Genomic DNA, 17,761 nt, shown 5'->3' with positions numbered 1-17,761 from the left:
CCGGGGCAATTTGTCTCACGATTTGTGAAAGATTAGATGTATTTCACTTCCAAAATTTCATAAGAGCGTGCGCCGCCAGGGGCAGACACTTCAACGCTGTCGCCAACTTCCTTGCCGATCAGGGCGCGGGAAATTGGAGAGGAGATAGAGATTCGGCCTGCGCTGGCATCTGCCTCAGGGTCACCTACGATTTGGTAGGTTTTTTCCTGCTCTGTATCTTCGTCAATCAACAAAACAGTGGCACCAAACTTAATGGTTTCGCCGCCAAGTTTTGACACATCAATGACATCTGCAAGCGCTAGAATGCTCTCTAGTTCTTGAATGCGCCCTTCATTGAGGCTTTGCTGTTCCTTAGCCGCATGATATTCGGCGTTTTCTGACAGGTCGCCATGGGCGCGCGCTTCAGAAATATCTTGGATGATGCGCGGGCGTTCAACCGACAAGCGATTGGTCAATTCATCGCGCAAGGCCTGGTGACCGGAAACGGTCATAGGGATTTTGTCCATAAAGCTCACATCCTTTTAGTTGCGCTTACACAAATCTAGTTCTGGCCGGGCAAGCCCTACCAAAATGGTCTGTTGCAAACGGTCGCTAAACGAAAAATCGGCCCCTTCATGTGGAGCCGCATATATCTATTTGTTTAATTTATAATCGCGACTGGCCGTTTGGCAAGCCGCGATCAAATGTGGTGTTGCCACCCTAATCAATCAATGGTGGCATAAATCTGGCAGATTGCCAAATTAGTCAGCAGCTACAAGCTCACCAGCTGATGATTTGCCTGAGCGCTTGTCTTGCAAGATTTCGTAAGACAATTTTTGACCTTCGTCCAACTGCGCCATGCCTGCTTTTTGAACAGCTGAAATGTGCACAAACACATCGTTGCCGCCATCGTCAGGTTGAATGAAGCCATAGCCTTTTTGGGTGTTGAACCATTTAACGGTACCTTGAGGCATTTTGTATTCCTTTCGCGAATTTAGTGCCAGTTTCCCCAATGCATCGATTGCACCAGGGCTGTAATCGATGTTGGTAGAAACGGTGTCGTTCGCGGAGGTAGCTCCGGCCAGGTCGTTCGGCCAATAGTCGATTTGAGAACGTTAAGATTTATTTGTGACATTTTCAAGTCAAAACGGAAGGGGCATGCGAATAAAATTTTACAAGTTTTCGGAAATAATTCTTTTACTTAGTAACGGTGATGTTTTCTTTTTATTGTTTAAAATATCCCCGAGCGTTTTATCGCTTAGCACATCAAAAAAAGCGGAGCGTGCAGAAGTAAAAAGCCCCGTCAGCTCGCAATATCCGGAAAATTCGCAGCTACATTGTTGACGGTCAAGGCATTCAACAAGGGAAAAATTAGGCTCGGATATTCTGATCAACTCTGCGATTGTTTTGTCGTGTGCCACTTCACTTAAGCTGATGCCGCCAGTTTTACCTCTGCTGGTGTTCAAAATTTCGTGCTTTGAGAGATGATGCACGATCTTGGTCAGATGGTTTTTCTTCAACTGCAAAATATTGGCGACCTGAGAGATGGTCATTTTTTTAGGGGCAACCATGCCCAACAACATCAAAAGGCGAAGGGAATAGTCTGTTTGTGACGTCAGATGCACAAATTGTCTCACTTTGTCGATTTGGCCAAATTCAAGGTTGCGTTTTTGGCTTGATGTTGTAAAGATGCATTTAATATACATCTTTTGGAGATTGTTTCAAATGAGTTTTGCAGAAGTGCATCGGGAGAATTATCGGCGGCAAGCCAATGCTTATGGCATTGATGCTGATTTTGTCTCGGAAATGGTGGATGGATTTTACACCAAGGTGCGCAATGACCCGGAGTTGGGGCCGATTTTTGATCAAGTGATTCAAGATCAATGGGCGGTTCACCTGGTGAAGATGAAGCAATTTTGGCGAGCAATTGCGCTCAAGACCGGTGAATATCATGGTCGGCCAATGCCAGCACATTTGAAACTGAAGAACGTAACGAAAGAGCATTTTACGATTTGGCTGCGGCTATTTGATGAAAATCTAGACGAGGTTGCCCCCAGCCCCGAAGCCAAAGCCTTTTTTAAAGACCGGGCGCGAAATATTGCCCGGAGTTTGATGATGGGCATGTTTTATGACCCGGATGAAGATTTAGGAGCAAGACCATGATGTTTGTGGTTTACGCCTTTATGGGCCTGACGGTTTTGATGATGGGTATATTTGTGGTGGTTGTGTTTTCTGAACGAAAGCATTTTGCCGAGCCGCAGATTGCGCTGAGTAATGACCCTGTTGGGCGTCAATTCATCCTTGCAGCCAAAACCGGATTTTGGTTTTGGAAAGCCGTGCTGGTGGTTGTGACCATGCTCTATATTTTAGGGGAGATTGGATGATGAGGCCCACTCTTTTTCGTCGATTTCTCCTTCTCGCTCCCTGGATGCTGCTCTGGGGATTTGCGCCCATGCCCTTATATATATGGGCATGGTTTGCACTAACAGGCGCCCTTTAAAGATCTCACGCCGTTGGTTTGTGCGCGCAAAAAAAGTGGGCAGCCTATTGGTCGGGCTGCCCACTGTCCATTTTAGTCGGTCTTTCGCAGATTAGGCCGCGAAATAATCCTGCACAGATGTGACCTGCAAATTGTCAGTTGAGTAGGCGACAATGCCTTCAACTGCTGCGATCGCCCCTGCGATGGTTGTGTAATATGGGATCTTGTTCAACAATGCTGTGCGGCGCAAATCGCGGCTGTCGCGCAGGGCTTGTGCCCCTTCAGTTGTGTTGATCACCAATTGCACTTGGCCGTTTTTCATGGCGTCCACAATATGTGGGCGACCTTCAAGCACCTTATTCACCTTTTCGCATTCCACGCCATTCTCAGTGAGGAAGCGCTTAGTGCCACTGGTGGCGATGACTTTGAAGCCCACTTCTTGCAGCTTCTGAATAGACGACAAAATGGCTGCTTTGTCCTGATCGCGGACAGATACGAACACAGTGCCTTCTTTAGGCACTTTGGTGCCGCCGCCAAGCTGGCTTTTCGCGAAGGCAATCGCATAGTCTTTATCCATGCCGATCACTTCACCTGTTGAGCGCATTTCTGGGCCCAACACGGTGTCGACGCCAGGGAAGCGTGCAAAGGGGAATACCGCTTCTTTAACCGCAATATGCTTCAGCTCACGCTCTTTCAAATCAAAGCTGGCCAAGCTTTCGCCTGCCATGATGCGAGACGCGATGGCCGCAACGGGCATGCCAATCACTTTGGCCACAAATGGCACTGTACGTGAAGCACGTGGGTTCACTTCCAACACATAGAGCTGATCATCTTTGAGTGCGAACTGCACGTTCATCAAGCCGCCCACATTCAAGGCCAAGGCCAATTCGCGGGTTTGGCGCTTGATCTCTTCAATCACCTCTGGGCTCAGCGAGCGTGGCGGTAAGGAGCAAGCACTGTCCCCTGAGTGAACACCAGCTTCTTCAATGTGCTCCATAATGCCTGCCACGAACACATCCTTGCCATCGCACAATGCATCCACGTCAATTTCAATTGCGCCGCCCAAATAGCTATCGAACAACAAGGGGCCTTCTGCCAACACGGAGTTGATTTGGCCTGTTTTGTCGTTTGGATATTTTTGACGGATGTGGGGTGGCACCAACTCGGTGAGGGTGCCTTGCACATAATCTTCAAACTCATCTGAATTGTGCGCAATCACCATGGCGCGGCCACCCAGTACGTTGGATGGGCGAATAACCAATGGATACGAAATATTTTCCGCAACAATCCGTGCTTGTTCAAGCGAGTGGGCAATGCCGTTTGATGGCTGGGTCAACTCAAGATCATTCAATAGTTTTTTGAAGTGATCCCGGTCTTCCGCCAAATCAATTTGCTCAGGCTGTGTGCCCAAAATTGGGAAGCCAGCGCGTTTAATGTCGTTGGCAAGGCCAAGTGGTGTTTGACCACCGAACTGAACGATCACGCCAGCCAAAGTGCCTTTAGACTGTTCGGTGCGCAAAATTTCCAGCACATCTTCTTTCGTCAATGGCTCGAAATAGAGGCGGTCAGATGTGTCATAGTCGGTGGAAACCGTTTCCGGATTACAGTTGACCATGATGGTTTCATAGCCTGCATCTGCGCAAGCGAATGAGGCGTGACAGCAGCAATAGTCAAACTCAATACCTTGACCGATCCGGTTTGGACCACCGCCCAAAATCACGATCTTTTTGCGATCGCTTGGCTCGGCTTCGTTCACCAATTCGCCTGCAAAAGGTGTCTCATATGTTGAGTACATATAAGCAGTTGGTGAGGCGAATTCGGCGGCGCAAGTGTCGATGCGCTTATAGACTGGGTGCACATCCAATTGGTCGCGGATGGCTTTGATCTCGCGTGGCTTTTTGCCAGAAAGATCAGCCAAGCGCGCATCAGAGAAGCCCATGCTTTTCAGCTTGCGCATTTGCGATGCGGTTTCAGGCAAGCCGTAAGCTTTGACCTTTTCTTCCATCTCAACGATGCCGCGAATTTGCTCCAGCACCCAAGGGTCAATGGCGCAGGCGCGGAAAATAAACTCGTCGTCAAAGCCCAAACGCATGGCTTGTGCCACCACCAAAATACGATCTGGCGTTGGGGTGCCCAAGGCCGCGCGCACGGCGTTTTTGTCGTCGCCAGAGCCAAGGCCTTTAATGTCGATTTCGTTGAAGCCAGATAGGCCTGTTTCCAATGAACGTAATGCTTTTTGGAAGCTTTCCTGGAAGGTGCGGCCAATGGCCATGGCTTCACCCACAGATTTCATGGCTGTGGTGAGGCGACGGTCTGAGCCAGGGAATTTTTCGAACGCAAAGCGTGGGATTTTGGTGACCACATAATCGATGCTTGGTTCGAAGCTGGCTGGTGTTGCGCCGCCTGTGATGTCGTTTTCAAGCTCGTCCAACGTGTAGCCAACCGCTAGACGCGCAGCCACTTTAGCGATTGGGAAGCCTGTTGCCTTGGAGGCCAATGCAGATGAACGCGATACACGCGGGTTCATTTCGATCACGATCAAACGGCCGTCAGCAGGGTTCACCGCGAACTGTACGTTTGAGCCGCCTGTTTCCACGCCAATTTCGCGCAGAACGGCCAATGAGGCGTCGCGCATGATTTGATATTCTTTATCGGTCAATGTGAGGGCCGGGGCCACGGTGATGCTGTCGCCCGTATGCACGCCCATTGGATCGATGTTTTCGATTGAACAGATGATGATGCAATTGTCCTTTTTATCGCGGACAACTTCCATCTCATATTCTTTCCAGCCGATGATGCTTTCTTCCACCAACACTTCGTTGGTTGGGGAGGCGTCAATGCCAGCTTCAACAATGGAGAGATATTCTTCGCGGTTATACGCCACACCACCGCCTGTGCCACCCATGGTGAAGGACGGGCGAATGATGGCTGGCAAGCCAACAAATTCGAGTGCTTCCATCGCTTCAGTAATGTTGTGGGCCAACATGGATTTGGCTGTTTCCAACCCGATCTTATCCATAGCGGCGCGGAACAATTCGCGGTCTTCCGCTTTGTCGATGGCTTCCGCCGTCGCGCCGATCATTTCCACATTATATTTTTCCAGCACGCCCATTTTGCGCAAAGACAAAGCGCAGTTCAGTGCGGTTTGGCCACCCATCGTTGGCAGAATCGCATCGGGGCGTTCCTTCTCGATGATTTTGGCTACCACTTCGGGGGTGATTGGCTCCATGTAAGTGGCGTCCGCCATGTCCGGATCGGTCATGATGGTGGCCGGGTTGGAGTTGACCAAAATAATGCGGTATCCCTCCGCCTTTAGGGCCTTACAGGCTTGTGTGCCTGAATAGTCAAATTCGCAGGCCTGACCAATAATAATAGGTCCGGCACCGACAATAAGAATGGAGGAGATATCTTCACGTTTTGGCATAGCATCACTCGGCATCATGCAGCGCTTTGGCTTGCAAGGGTCCAAAGCGCCGGGTTGCGATTCATAAATATGTGGCTAAGCGGGCGTTTTAGGCCGAAAAATCCAAAAGGGAAACCCCATTGGCCAAGAAAATTTAAATAATTTAACTTTTGGCCAGATTGAAGCAAATTAGTCCACTGTTGGATCGGTTGCCGGGGGCTGCGGCATCGGCTTTTTGCGACGGATTAAATCTTTGGCCGCGATGAGCGCGCCAAAGGTGATCAGCAAACAAGCTACGCCCACCACCCAGGTGAGTTGGCTGAAGCCAAAGGCGATCATAATCAACGTGGCCAAAAGGGGCACCATATAAGCGCCAGCGCCAAGCAATTGGATGTCGCCTTTTTTCATGCCGATGTCCCATGTGTAAAAGGCAGAGCCCAGCGGGCCGAGGCCCATGCCCAAAATGGCAAGCCATTGGCCAAGATCTTCCGGCCACACCGTTTGTTCCCAAACCAAATGGCAGATCAAAGATAAAAGGGCAGTGGCGGCGCAAAAACCGGTGACGGCGTTGGTGGGCACGTGGGCAACGCGGCGCGACAGCACAGAATAGCTGGACCAGGCCAAGGCCGCGCAAAGGCCCATCAAATACCCAAAGGCATGTTCTGGCGCGACAGTGATGCCTTTGGCTTTGGTGACGATCAGAATGGCGCCGCCAAGCCCAAGCAGGGCGCCAACAATGTGATGCGGCTTCAACTTTTCGCCCGGCAGCAGGGCAGAAAAGACAACGATCAGCAACGGCCAGAGATAATTGATCAATGCTGCTTCCACTGGCGGTGCATTGCGCAAGGCGGTGAAATAAAAGAAGTGATAGCCAAATAGGCCTGTGACCCCGATCAACCAAACCAGTGCCGGTTGCCGGAGTTGTTTGATGGCGCTGGGGTTTTTAACCCAGTTGACCGCGCCAACCAATGCGCCCACGGTGAAGGCCATTGCCGACAATTGAAATGGCGGCACAGCACCGCTTGCTGCGGTGAACAGCGTGAGAAACGCGAAATTGATGATGGTGCTCGCCCCAATCAGGGTGGCTTGGCCGCGGGTCATCTATATTTACTTCGGCAAGGTGGCTTGCATGGAGGGGCGCTGGTTAAACGTCTCATACCATTCGCGCAAATAGGGGTAAGGGGCGAGCCAATCATGTTTGCCGAGGCGAAACTCTAGATAGCCGATGGCACAGCCCAACGCGATTTGCGCAGCGGAGATGTCACCTTCGATTTTGTCCAGCTCGTTTTGGCCTTGGGACAAGGCCCGATCAATAGCGCATCCCCAGCGTTGCTGCCATTGTTCTGATTGTTGCTGTTCAGGTTTGCGCAAATCCACAACGATGCCCAACGCACTGTCCAGCAGCCCATCGAACAATGCTTCATGGCGGCGCATGGCCCAATGGGCTTCGCCTTCTTTAGGCATGAGGCGTGGGCCTTCGCCCATTTCATCGAAATAAGCGCAGATCACCGGGCTGTCGAACAAGGTTTTGTTTTCGCCATAGATCAAGCAGGGAATTTTGCCTAGTGGATTGAGATGGTTCAATTTTTCCGGCTCATCTAGCGGGCTAACATGCACTTCTTCAAGGTTCGTGATGCCCTTTTCAAGCGCGGTGACGCGGCATTTGCGGGCATAGGGTGAAGCGTGGGAGACCAAAAGTTTCATCAACACAATCCTTTAAAATAAAGCGCAATCAGAGCGACAATTTAAAACCTTCATGCGAGCGATCAAAGCCCAAGCGTTCATAAAAACGGTGGGCATCTGGTCGATTTTTTGACGAGGTGAGTTGCACCATGCCAGCGCCTTTTGATTTGGCGAAGGCAATGGCCCACTCAATCATTTCACCGCCCAAGCCTTTGCCGCGATGATCTGCGCGAATGTGCACGCCTTCCAATTGGGCACGTTTGCGACCGCGGCCGGCCAAGCCTTGCAACAAATTGATTTGCATGCAGCCCACTTTTTCACCCGCCAATTCTGCGATGAAAAACAGATTGTTCGGGTCTTGCTCTATCAGGTCGAAAGCGCGCTGATATTCATCATTCTGTGCGTCATCCGCATCATCAATAATGGCTCGGCCGGGGGCGTTGCCGCCGATGGAGAGGGCCAAAATTGTTGCAATATCGTCACGAATGGCGGGGCGAATGGAGAGCTGCGGCATGGAAAGACCTGAATTGGCTTGTGGGCAGGGTTGAGTTCAATAAAGTGGTAATCGAAGTTGCGGGCAATCGCAATGGATATGGCCATTTTGCATTGAACAGGAGCGGCGGCATGAAGGTGCAAAAGATTGAGGCGTTTAAAGCCATTTGCGTGGTGAATGAGGCGACCATTTCAACCATTCCGGAAAAAGCGGAACAGGCAAATGCGTTGATCGCGGATGCGGTGGCACGGTTTGGACTGCAAGTGGTTGGGCCGACCGTGTTTCAATATACAAATATGTCTCAAGATATGAGCATACCTTTTACCCTGACCATTGCATTGCCGATTGCCAATGCGGAAGCCTATGAAGGTGATCTGACCATTCATGCCTATGAACAGATTTCGGCAGTGACCAGCCATTATGCGGGGCCGATTAAAGATTTGGCCGCGAAGGGGTATGACCCGATGATGGGCTATATCAAACAAAATGGCCTCACCATGATCGATGATTGCCGCGAAGTTTATCATCGTTGGGATGGGCCGGAAGCTGACACAAACGATATTGAACTGCAGATTGGCGTGGAGTGAGATTTATGTCTCAAACTGTCTCAGATTTGAGACTCGGTGTGTGGAAAAGCAGTTTTTGGTGCAGAGTTGAGACATATTGCATCAGAAAGGGCGTTGATGTGGTTTGTGAATGTTCCTTCAAATGGGACTGTCGTTGCAGTTGGATAGAGGTTGATTGATATGCGATCTAATGCTGCTGCCAGACAAAAGCGTCCATTTCAATCGCTCAAATCAAGGACTACATTCTCAACAAAGACTGTTAGCGTTTCCAATTTCTAATCCTGATCAAACGCACCGTGGGTCAATTTTCGTTGATCGATTAACATTACGATTTCATTCCAAATGTGCTCTCTCAATTTCGTCGGAGGAGAAGGTAGGTCATCCAGCTTTCTGTGACCATTTATATAAGAACTGAGTGCAACGAGATTTTCCGACCAAGAAGAACTGATTGGCCCATGCAATTGCATGAGTGCTAGGAGACTGTCCGTATCCTTGACCTTCAAAAAGGCTGGCTTTGGAACCGTTAGCATTCCCGATCCAGAGTCTTGATGCAATTTCGTGAGACATGATTGTATAGCCTTTTTGCTAGCGCTGTGATTGTATTGGATTAAATTGCATTGGAAGGCTGACATTATATAGGCATCGGTATAATAGTATTGCGCCACAATTTCATTGTTCTCTTCTCCATATCTCATGAGCAATGCGCCGCCACCTACACCAACTCCTTCGGGAGAAAACTCAAAACCTAGGTCCTCGGCAACCTCTAGTGCCGGTCTCATCACACTCTTTCTGATTTTCCATTGTCGCGTTTTGGCATCTGAGCGGACGGACTTTAGCTGCGTTTTTATCAGGTTATCCTGATCGTCGAATATGACATCAAAGCCGTCATGATCCACTGTATCAAAGTACGTGTTTAGGTAGTAACCGTGTCTCGCCGCGCTCGTTTTGACGTCCAAGAATAGCCTGTGCATTAAGATAGATTCTTTTGCGTGAGAGTTCGCAGGGGTATCCAAAAACGTTATCAAATTTTTCACGGGGCTCCTACCAAATGATCTATTTCCATTGAATATGTATTCTCTAATCAATCCGCTTTCAGTGTGGCCGAAATGCAAGTTGGGGGTGGCGGTTAGTTCTATCTTTACATGTTGCGCAATTTTGACCTTTCAGCCGAATTGGACACATGACACATTTAACAATGCTGGAAGTATTGGCTCACTGGCGAACATCCGAGTGCCACCTAATTACTCGTCAGCCCAAGCTTCTGCATGCGGCGGTACATGGTGGCGCGGCTGATGCCTAGGTCTTTGGCGGCGAGGGAGACATTGCCTTTGGTGCGGGCGAGGGCGCGGCGGAATTCTGACTTTTCGGCGCTTTGCAGATTGGTGCGGGCGTCGCTGGTGTGCACAATGTCGCTGATGGGTGTTGGGTCGGCCAGCATGGCCTGATCAACGCCGAAGGCGCGGCGGGCGTGGCGGTTTGCGCCGATAACGAGATCATCCTGATCGACCGCAAACAGCGCTGTGGCAGACAAATCTTCGGTTGGGGCGATGATGACGCGGGCGTCCTTATAGGTAGCGCGGAAATAGTCTTGCTCGATGCGTTGAGCCGTGTCGGCCACCACTTTGCCAAACACATGTGCGATGCCGCTGGTCATGTCGTTGCGGCAGCTTGAAATGTCGAGCACCGCGATCATTTTGCCTTCATTATCGAAGACAGGTGCACCCATGCAGCTCATCATGGTGTTTTGGCTTTTGAAATGCTGGTCGCGGTGGATGACCACCGGGCGTTGCTCAGCCGCGCAGGTGCCGATGCCGTTGGTGCCTTGGTTGGCTTCGCTCCAAATAGCGCCTTTGGTGAGACCCCATTGGTTGAACATCATATCGTCGCCAGCTTGGGAGTGGGCGTTGAGGATGACCCCATCCATATCGGACAAGACAACGCAGCAGCCTGATTGGCTGACGGTTTGAAACAGCTTTTCAAGGGTGGGACGGGCCACATGCATCAGAAAATCGAGCTGACCAAGGGCTTCGCCCAATTGGGTGCTGGAGACTTGCTCGGCACGCAATCTTTGTTCTGGCGTTAGGCCATAATGCAGCATGGACCGACGCCAAGACGCAGCCAAGCTGGATTGTGTGGCGTTATGATCTTTTTCGACAATTGAACGGACATATTCCGCATGCGAACGCGATGTTGCCATTATCAAAGTCCTCCCAAGGGAAGATTAGCAGAAGAGTGTGACCCGCAATAGGGGGGTAAATGCCGTGTCGTGCCGTTCAGGGCGATTTGTGGCCCGATCTGTCGCGAAAGTGAGACAGATTGTGGGTGTGCATTGTTGCGGATGGGCTGACCTTTATTTGCGGGCGATACATGCTGGCCTTCACCCCTTTTGGGAGAAAGGGCATAGAGGAGGATAGAATGAACAAGATTGATATTTCCAAGTCTGCATCGCGTATTTACAAGGCGAAATATGGCAACTTCATCAATGGTGAGTTTGTTGAGCCGAAATCTGGCAAATATTTTGAGAACACATCGCCAGTGAATGGCCAAGTGCTGTGCGAAGTTGCCCGGTCTAACGAGGCAGATGTTGAAGCCGCGCTGGATGCTGCCCATGCGGCAAAGGATGCCTGGGGCCGCACAAGCCAAGCTGAGCGCGCTGTGATGTTGAACAAGATTGCTGACATTATGGAAGCAAATCTTGATCTGTTGGCCGAAGCTGAAACTTGGGACAATGGCAAGCCGATCCGCGAAACAACAGCAGCGGATTTGCCTTTGGCGATTGACCATTTCCGCTATTTTGGCGGCGTGATCCGGGCGCAAGAAGGCTCGATTGCTGAAATCGACAATGACACGATTGCCTATCACTTCCACGAGCCATTGGGCGTTGTGGGCCAGATCATTCCGTGGAACTTCCCGATTTTGATGGCGACATGGAAATTGGCGCCAGCTTTGGCGGCGGGTAACTGCGTGGTGCTGAAACCGGCCGAGCAAACACCAGCGTCCATTTTGATCCTGATGGAATTGATTGCGGATGTGTTGCCGAAAGGGGTGGTGAATGTGGTGAACGGGTTTGGCCTTGAAGCCGGCAAACCATTGGCCACCAGCAAGCGCATTGCGAAGATTGCCTTTACGGGTGAAACCACAACTGGCCGCTTGATCATGCAATATGCCAGCCAGAACCTTATTCCCGTGACCCTGGAATTGGGCGGCAAATCACCGAACATCTTCTTTAAAGACGTAACGCGCGAAGATGATGATTATTTCGACAAGGCGATTGAAGGCTTTGTGATGTTTGCGCTGAACCAAGGCGAAGTGTGCACTTGCCCAAGCCGCGCGCTGATCCATGAAGACATTTATGATGAATTTATGGAGCGGGCGCTGAAGCGGGTGAACGCGATTGTGCAGGGCAATCCGCTGGATTCGGCCACCATGATTGGCGCGCAGGCGTCTTCTGAACAGCTCGAGAAAATCTTGTCATATCTCGATATTGGTCGCCAAGAAGGCGCGGAAGTGCTTGCCGGTGGCGCGCAGGCGCATTTGGGCGGTGACTTGGAAAACGGGTATTACGTTCAGCCGACGGTGTTTAAAGGCGACAATAAGATGCGCATTTTCCAAGAAGAGATTTTTGGGCCTGTTGTATCTGTGACCACCTTTAAGGACAATGATGAGGCGCTTTCCATTGCCAATGACACGCTTTATGGCCTTGGTGCTGGCGTGTGGAGCCGCGATGCGAACACTTGCTATCGCTTTGGCCGCGCCATTCAGGCGGGTCGCGTGTGGACCAATTGTTACCACGCTTACCCAGCTCATGCGGCGTTTGGTGGCTATAAGCAATCTGGCATTGGTCGAGAGAACCATCTCAAAATGCTTGATCATTATCAGCAGACCAAAAATATGCTGGTGAGCTACGCGCCACAAAAGCTTGGCTTCTTTTGATCGAACAAAGTGGGGCTGAGCGATCAGCCCCCTTTTTGCGAGGTGCAAGATGGCAGAGCAGAAAGTGACGGCAACCGCTGAAGCGCTGGAGCTGATTGAAGAGATTAAACGCGATCACGGCCCGATTATGTTTCATCAATCGGGCGGGTGTTGCGATGGATCATCGCCCATGTGCTATGCGCAAGGTGATCTGATGATCAGCGATAATGATGTGCTGTTGGGCGAGATTGGTGGTGCACCATTTTATATTGGTGGCGATCAATATGAGGCGTGGAAGCACACAAATTTGATCATCGATGTGGTGCCGGGCCGTGGCGGCATGTTCTCGCTTGATAATGGCCGCGAAAAGCGGTTTCTCACCCGTTCTGAGATTTGCTCACTTTAGATTTCACTCTCCTTCCTAGAGTTTGAGCGTAAAGGTCCGGTGCGCCCTCCGCATCGGACCTTATTTAACCCCGTCATTTTTCTGGTAACATGCGCCTTTATTTTAGTGTGCGTTTTTTATTTTTACTTTGGCAGGGAGGGATCTCATGGCTGAGATTAAATTTGCCGTATGGAATATGGAATGGCTGAATAATCTTTTTACCGGTGGCAGTAATGGTGCCCCGAGCGTTTTTAAAGATGATGATGACTTTGCTGACCGCGACAAGAAAGTGACCATCGCCAAACGCAAGGCCGATATCGCCTTAGGGCTTGCGCATATTGATGCGGATTTGATGGTGATTGTTGAAGGGCCTAACAAGACGGAAGAATTGCAGCTTTTGTTTGATGAATTGGCACTGGGCGAGTGGCAATGTTTTATCCAAAGCTCAAAATCGATCAATGGACCGGGCCGCACGGATATGTGGAGTTCATCACAATGTGTTGGCATTGCCGTGCGCGTAGACGGCAATAAATTTGACGCTCAAACGCCCATGCGGATTTTTGACAGCATGGATGAAAATAATGGGGCGATCTTTGAGGCAAGCGAACCCTTTTGGATGGATATTGGCACCGACAAAATCCCTGAATGGTTTCGGTTTGAACGGCGGCCTGCCTATGCTGAATTTAAGCTGGCGGATGGTGAAATTTTCCGTGTGGTGGGGCTGCACCTTAAAAGCAAGGGGATATTCTCGGCGCATGAATGGTCGCGTTGGTGGGCGATGGCAGATGCCAATCGCGAGCGGCTGTTGGCGCAATGTCGACAATTTCGCATGGAATTTTTGGATGGTTATCTGCGGGACGATGTAACCAAAGATATTCCGCTGATTGTGTGTGGCGACATCAATGATGGGCCGGGATTTGACACAAGCGAAATGAAGCTGAAAGCCAGCGGGATTGAAACGCTGATGGGTTCTGTGTGGCACCCGGATTTGGCGTTGGGCAATGCCTTGTTTGATCGGTTGAGCGATAAAGACAAGAAGCGGTTGAACTTTGAGGACAATTCAACGACTTCTTTTGCTGATCCGATTTTCAATCACACCTATCATCGGGTGTGGATTGACCACATTCTTTATAGCCGAAACGGCCATGGCCAATGGGTGAAAGATGCGAATATTTTGCGCCAGATTGGTGATGATGGTCCGAAATATTATCAAATATCGGACCATTATCCGGTGGTGGCGCAAATCAGCCTTTAGATGTTGGGGCACGCTGCTTAAGCAGGGTGCTCCATATTTTGCGCGGCTTCATCGCATATTTCATACCATGATGGTTTTTCGGCGACGAATTCGTGCATTTGGTTTTTCAGATCAAGCTCGCTGTCGATTGCATTGGCAGCAATGGGGAAGCTATCGTCATTTGAAAGAATTTCGCCCAGTGACGTGCCGCAATATTTGCAGAAATTGCGCTCATATTTATAAGGCGCTTCTGGCTTGTAGGTTGCCACTTGGTCTTTGCCTTGCACCCATACCAAATCTTCTTTTTTGACAAAGATGATGGCACTGGCCCCAACCTTGCGGCAGCGAGAGCAATGGCAGGTGCCCAGCATGGACGGTTTGTTTTTCAGCTCAAACTTCACCGCGCCGCAACAGCAGCTTCCTTCGATCATAAGATGTTCTTTCTGTTTTTTTGAAAAATCAAATCAGCTCAATAAGAACAATACGTGAACAAAAATAAAGCGTCAAGTTTGGGAAGTTGTTGGTTTTGATTTGTGGATTAAACAAAAAACCGCGCACAGCAAGGGCTGTGCACGGTTTGGAGCGAGTTGAAGAAAATTGGATTTAGTACCAATCACCCATTTTAACTTCAGCGGCTTCGCCAACCAGTTTGGCAAATTCGGCTGGGTCTTGGGTGCCACCGTCGCGGCCGCGATAATGGTAGGGATAAACCACTTTGGGTTTGAACTCTGCCACAGCAGAAGCAGCGGCATTTGCGTCCATGGTGAAGGGCAGGTTCATGCACACAAAGGCAAGATCAATATCTTCCAAAGCTCGCATTTCTGGGATGTCTTCTGTGTCACCGGAAATATAGAGGCGGAAGCCATCCAGGGTGAGCACATAGCCATTGTCGCGGCCTTTTGGATGGAAGTTTTTGCGTTCTTCCGTGGTGTTGTAAGCCGGGATGGCTTCAATATTCACAGCCTTAAAGCTTGTGGTGCCGCCATTGCCGATTTGTGTGGCATTGGTTTTAAGGTTGTCTGGCAGCATGTCGAACACAGCCGGATTGGTGATCAGCGGTGTTTCATCGCTTTTCAGCGCTGCCAAAGTGTCGGCGTTATAGTGGTCACCATGTTCGTGGGTGATGAGGATAAGATCAGGCTTTGGCAAGTCTGCATATTGTGCCGGATCGCCCACTGTATCCACGTAGATTACGCCTTCAGGCGTTTCCAAAATCACGGATGCGTGGTTGATTGGATGCACTTTGATCATGCCATTGTCCGTTTTAAATTCGTGCATGCTGTGTCCATCGGCGAATGCTTTGAATGGAATAAATGTAATGCCGCCCGCCACAATTGCACCGGTGCGTAAAAAGTCTCGTCTAGAAAATGTCATGTTTGCCTCCCTAGCAATGATGCCATTGTTACGCAGAATTATGGCGATTGGATGGGCGCGGGGAGGGTGGCGCAGTTCAACATTTTGTGAATAAAAGGCGGCGCCCGAAAAGCGCCGCCCATAAGCAAGGTCAGGGAGTTTGCTTAAAGTGTGATGCGGTAGGTGCCGAAGCCGCTTTCAGCTTCGCCCACATATTCCACTTTCACCTCGGTAACATCAGCCACATGTTCTTTGGCTTTAGGCCCTGTTTCGAACAGCACGGTGGTGTTTTCCAAAGGTGCCAAAGACCAGTTATTGTCGGCCTTTGGATTGATGGTGCCTTTTTCAACAATATAACGCACGATCACGTCGCGGTTGGTATCTGGACCAACAAAGATGATCACATCGTCGCCTAGGCCCGGGAAGCTGCCGCCGCCTGATGCGCGGTAATTGTTGGTGGCCACAACGAACTTTTGGTCCATGTCGATCGGTTCGCCATTATAGCGTAGATCGACGATGCGTGAGGCATCAGGATTGATCGCGTCGCCGCCACGTGGTGGATATTTCGATGGCTGTGAAATATCGATTTTGTAGGTTACGCCATCAATCACATCAAAGTTGTAGGATGGGAAATCCAAATTGATGAGCTGCTGATCCGCAGAGCCCTTTTCCACCTGATTGAAGATGCCAGCTGAACGCTCAAGCCATTCTTTAACGCCACGGCCATCAATCAACACCGCACGCACAGTGTTTGGATAAAGGTAAAGGTCGGCCACGTTTTTGATGGCGACTGGGCCAACTGGCACGTCAGTGTAATAATCCGGGCCGCCACGACCGCCAGCTTTAAATGGTGCGGCTGCGGAGAGGATCGGCAAGCCCTCCCACTCGGTGCCGCGCATCATTTGCTCGGTGTACCAAAGCTGGGCTTGAGAAACGATTTGCACAGATGGATCATCGGCAACTAGGGCAAAATATGAATGCAATTTTGCTTCGGTTTCGCCTACAGCTGTCCGCACATATTCAAGCGTTTCATCGTGGGTTTTTTGCACAGATGCCAGAACGGCTGGCACAGATTCGACCAATGGCTTCACTTCGCGCTCAACACGCTCATAGATCGGACGGGCTTCTGACGTGTGCGAGATGATCTTCCACTCATTGCCGCTCTTCTCAATCAACAGATCGATCAAGCCCATATGTGAGCCCCAGAAACCAGGCATAACAGAAGGCTTGCCTTGCAGAGTGCCTTTGGCAGTGTCTACGCCTTCGATGCCATCATATTGTGAACTTGGGAACACATTATGGTGGTGACCTGTGAACACAACATCGATGCCTTCAACGCCAGCAAGATAAAGCGAGGCGTTGCCCATCATGTCGGTTTGGGTTTCGCCGCTAATGCCCGAGTGAGACAAAGCAACGATCAAGTCAGCGCCTTGTTCTTTCATCAAAGGCACATAGGCTTCGGCGGTTTTCACGATGTCGCGGGTCATCACTTTGCCGTTCAGGTGCTGGAAGTCCCAGACCATGATTTGCGGCGGCAAAAAGCCGATAAAGCCGACTTTGATGGTGTGCTTTTCACCCGTGCCGTCCATCACTTCTTTTTCAAGAATTTTGAATGGCGGCAGCAATGTTTTGTCTTTGGTTGGGTCTTCGCCCAACACGGTGCCCATCACAACGTTGGCACAGACGAATGGGAAGTTTGACCCGGCCAAAGCTTTTTCAAGGAACGGCAGGCCATAGTTAAATTCGTGGTTGCCGACGGTGGCCACATCATAGCCCAAGGTGTTCATGGCGGCGATCATTGGGTGCAAATCACCCTCTTTAAAGCCCCGCTCATAGGCCACATAGTCGCCCATCGGGTTGCCTTGGATTAAATCACCATTGTCAACCAACATGGAGTTGGTGGCTTCGGCGCGGATGTCTTCAATCAATTTTGCTGTGCGGGCCAAACCCATCGAGTCGTTGGGGCGGTCAGCATAATAATCGTAAGGATGAATGGCGACGTGAATATCTGTCGTTTCCATCAAGCGCAAATGGGCTTGCGCATTGTTGGCCATTGCAGAGAATGGATGCATGGCAATCAAGGTGCCGGCACCCGCCGCGCCTGCAAGGAACGCGCGGCGAGAAATTGAGTTAAAGTGTGACATTATTCCCTCCATGGAATAGCGAAGTAAACACATCGAAACTGGAGCCTTCTTGCCGGGTGCCTTTGACGTTTCGATGACGGAATGATGTATGATTTTTGACAATTTGGTCAAAAATTAAATCTGGCCCGGT

At 50.3% G+C, this 17,761-nt stretch carries 18 protein-coding genes; 6 read left to right on the top strand and 12 right to left on the bottom strand.

Features of this window, described 5'->3' with window-relative positions:
* Positions 1–32: 32 nt before the first annotated feature.
* From greA to ATL17_RS04465, 3 genes are all read right to left on the bottom strand, one after another.
* Positions 33–506: a transcription elongation factor GreA gene (gene greA, locus ATL17_RS04475; protein ID WP_133571556.1), complete on the bottom strand. Its 474-nt coding sequence runs from the start codon at positions 504–506 to the stop codon at positions 33–35.
* 234 nt (positions 507–740) lie between these two features.
* On the bottom strand, positions 741–953 hold the full coding sequence (locus ATL17_RS04470; protein ID WP_133571555.1) for a cold-shock protein: 213 nt from the start codon (positions 951–953) through the stop codon (positions 741–743).
* A 198-nt stretch (positions 954–1,151) separates the two neighbouring features.
* Positions 1,152–1,604, bottom strand: a complete 453-nt coding sequence (locus ATL17_RS04465) for an RrF2 family transcriptional regulator (RefSeq protein WP_166638888.1) — start codon at positions 1,602–1,604, stop codon at positions 1,152–1,154.
* Positions 1,605–1,704: 100 nt separating this feature from the next.
* Here ATL17_RS04465 and ATL17_RS04460 point away from each other — a divergent pair, with 100 nt between their 5' ends.
* Both ATL17_RS04460 and ATL17_RS04455 read left to right on the top strand, forming a co-directional pair.
* Entirely contained in the window at positions 1,705–2,142 is a 438-nt protein-coding gene (locus ATL17_RS04460) for a group III truncated hemoglobin (RefSeq protein ID WP_133571553.1), read from the top strand.
* Positions 2,139–2,363 (top strand): hypothetical protein, encoded by a 225-nt coding sequence (locus tag ATL17_RS04455; protein ID WP_133571552.1) that lies wholly within the window; start codon positions 2,139–2,141, stop codon positions 2,361–2,363. The genes ATL17_RS04460 and ATL17_RS04455 overlap by 4 nt, the downstream gene beginning before the upstream one ends.
* 207 nt (positions 2,364–2,570) lie before the next feature.
* On the opposite strand, the gene carB is transcribed toward ATL17_RS04455, so the two are convergent.
* From carB to ATL17_RS04435, 4 genes are all read right to left on the bottom strand, one after another.
* Entirely contained in the window at positions 2,571–5,882 is a 3,312-nt protein-coding gene (gene carB, locus ATL17_RS04450) for a carbamoyl-phosphate synthase large subunit (RefSeq protein WP_133571551.1), read from the bottom strand.
* A 168-nt stretch (positions 5,883–6,050) separates the two neighbouring features.
* On the bottom strand, positions 6,051–6,962 hold the full coding sequence (gene yddG, locus ATL17_RS04445) for an aromatic amino acid exporter YddG (protein ID WP_133571550.1): 912 nt from the start codon (positions 6,960–6,962) through the stop codon (positions 6,051–6,053).
* 6 nt (positions 6,963–6,968) lie between these two features.
* Positions 6,969–7,565 (bottom strand): glutathione S-transferase N-terminal domain-containing protein, encoded by a 597-nt coding sequence (locus tag ATL17_RS04440; protein WP_133571549.1) that lies wholly within the window; start codon positions 7,563–7,565, stop codon positions 6,969–6,971.
* Between the two features lie 28 nt (positions 7,566–7,593).
* Entirely contained in the window at positions 7,594–8,058 is a 465-nt protein-coding gene (locus ATL17_RS04435; protein WP_133571548.1) for a GNAT family N-acetyltransferase, read from the bottom strand.
* Between the two features lie 110 nt (positions 8,059–8,168).
* Between ATL17_RS04435 and ATL17_RS04430 the strand changes: the two genes are divergently transcribed.
* Positions 8,169–8,624, top strand: a complete 456-nt coding sequence (locus ATL17_RS04430) for a GyrI-like domain-containing protein (RefSeq protein WP_133571547.1) — start codon at positions 8,169–8,171, stop codon at positions 8,622–8,624.
* A gap of 254 nt (positions 8,625–8,878) precedes the next feature.
* Here ATL17_RS04430 and ATL17_RS04425 read toward each other — a convergent pair whose 3' ends face one another.
* Positions 8,879–9,637 (bottom strand): hypothetical protein, encoded by a 759-nt coding sequence (locus tag ATL17_RS04425; protein WP_133571546.1) that lies wholly within the window; start codon positions 9,635–9,637, stop codon positions 8,879–8,881.
* A 203-nt stretch (positions 9,638–9,840) separates the two neighbouring features.
* Entirely contained in the window at positions 9,841–10,800 is a 960-nt protein-coding gene (locus ATL17_RS04420) for a GAF domain-containing protein (protein ID WP_133571545.1), read from the bottom strand.
* 218 nt (positions 10,801–11,018) lie between these two features.
* Here ATL17_RS04420 and adh point away from each other — a divergent pair, with 218 nt between their 5' ends.
* From adh to ATL17_RS04405, 3 genes are all read left to right on the top strand, one after another.
* Positions 11,019–12,536, top strand: coding sequence for an aldehyde dehydrogenase (gene adh / locus ATL17_RS04415; protein WP_133571544.1), 1,518 nt, complete (start codon positions 11,019–11,021; stop codon positions 12,534–12,536).
* Between the two features lie 49 nt (positions 12,537–12,585).
* Positions 12,586–12,921 carry a DUF779 domain-containing protein gene (locus ATL17_RS04410; RefSeq protein WP_133571543.1) on the top strand — a complete coding sequence of 112 codons (336 nt, stop codon included), beginning with the start codon at positions 12,586–12,588 and terminating at the stop codon, positions 12,919–12,921.
* Between the two features lie 145 nt (positions 12,922–13,066).
* Entirely contained in the window at positions 13,067–14,155 is a 1,089-nt protein-coding gene (locus tag ATL17_RS04405; RefSeq protein ID WP_133571542.1) for an endonuclease/exonuclease/phosphatase family protein, read from the top strand.
* A gap of 17 nt (positions 14,156–14,172) precedes the next feature.
* Here the strand turns inward: ATL17_RS04405 and ATL17_RS04400 are convergent, their stop codons facing one another.
* The 3 genes from ATL17_RS04400 to ATL17_RS04390 form a co-directional block, all read right to left on the bottom strand.
* Positions 14,173–14,565, bottom strand: a complete 393-nt coding sequence (locus ATL17_RS04400; protein WP_133571541.1) for a GFA family protein — start codon at positions 14,563–14,565, stop codon at positions 14,173–14,175.
* A 172-nt stretch (positions 14,566–14,737) separates the two neighbouring features.
* Positions 14,738–15,508 (bottom strand): MBL fold metallo-hydrolase, encoded by a 771-nt coding sequence (locus ATL17_RS04395; RefSeq protein WP_133571540.1) that lies wholly within the window; start codon positions 15,506–15,508, stop codon positions 14,738–14,740.
* Positions 15,509–15,651: 143 nt separating this feature from the next.
* Positions 15,652–17,631 (bottom strand): bifunctional 2',3'-cyclic-nucleotide 2'-phosphodiesterase/3'-nucleotidase, encoded by a 1,980-nt coding sequence (locus ATL17_RS04390; protein WP_133571539.1) that lies wholly within the window; start codon positions 17,629–17,631, stop codon positions 15,652–15,654.
* Positions 17,632–17,761 lie beyond the last annotated feature (130 nt).

This window comes from Maritalea mobilis, from assembly GCF_004363175.1.
Classification (GTDB): domain Bacteria; phylum Pseudomonadota; class Alphaproteobacteria; order Rhizobiales; family Devosiaceae; genus Maritalea; species Maritalea mobilis.
The sequence above is the reverse complement of the archived record's forward strand: the minus strand, read 5'-3'. Positions and strand labels throughout refer to the sequence as shown.

Coding starts and splice junctions, on each gene's coding strand:
- greA (WP_133571556.1), bottom strand. CDS start 506: ATGGACAAAATCCCTATGACCGTTTCCGGTCACCAGGCCTTGCGCGAT.
- ATL17_RS04470 (WP_133571555.1), bottom strand. CDS start 953: ATGCCTCAAGGTACCGTTAAATGGTTCAACACCCAAAAAGGCTATGGC.
- ATL17_RS04460 (WP_133571553.1), top strand. CDS start 1,705: ATGAGTTTTGCAGAAGTGCATCGGGAGAATTATCGGCGGCAAGCCAAT.
- ATL17_RS04455 (WP_133571552.1), top strand. CDS start 2,139: ATGATGTTTGTGGTTTACGCCTTTATGGGCCTGACGGTTTTGATGATG.
- carB (WP_133571551.1), bottom strand. CDS start 5,882: ATGCCAAAACGTGAAGATATCTCCTCCATTCTTATTGTCGGTGCCGGA.
- yddG (WP_133571550.1), bottom strand. CDS start 6,962: ATGACCCGCGGCCAAGCCACCCTGATTGGGGCGAGCACCATCATCAAT.
- ATL17_RS04440 (WP_133571549.1), bottom strand. CDS start 7,565: ATGAAACTTTTGGTCTCCCACGCTTCACCCTATGCCCGCAAATGCCGC.
- ATL17_RS04435 (WP_133571548.1), bottom strand. CDS start 8,058: ATGCCGCAGCTCTCCATTCGCCCCGCCATTCGTGACGATATTGCAACA.
- ATL17_RS04430 (WP_133571547.1), top strand. CDS start 8,169: ATGAAGGTGCAAAAGATTGAGGCGTTTAAAGCCATTTGCGTGGTGAAT.
- ATL17_RS04420 (WP_133571545.1), bottom strand. CDS start 10,800: ATGGCAACATCGCGTTCGCATGCGGAATATGTCCGTTCAATTGTCGAA.
- adh (WP_133571544.1), top strand. CDS start 11,019: ATGAACAAGATTGATATTTCCAAGTCTGCATCGCGTATTTACAAGGCG.
- ATL17_RS04410 (WP_133571543.1), top strand. CDS start 12,586: ATGGCAGAGCAGAAAGTGACGGCAACCGCTGAAGCGCTGGAGCTGATT.
- ATL17_RS04405 (WP_133571542.1), top strand. CDS start 13,067: ATGGCTGAGATTAAATTTGCCGTATGGAATATGGAATGGCTGAATAAT.
- ATL17_RS04400 (WP_133571541.1), bottom strand. CDS start 14,565: ATGATCGAAGGAAGCTGCTGTTGCGGCGCGGTGAAGTTTGAGCTGAAA.
- ATL17_RS04395 (WP_133571540.1), bottom strand. CDS start 15,508: ATGACATTTTCTAGACGAGACTTTTTACGCACCGGTGCAATTGTGGCG.
- ATL17_RS04390 (WP_133571539.1), bottom strand. CDS start 17,631: ATGTCACACTTTAACTCAATTTCTCGCCGCGCGTTCCTTGCAGGCGCG.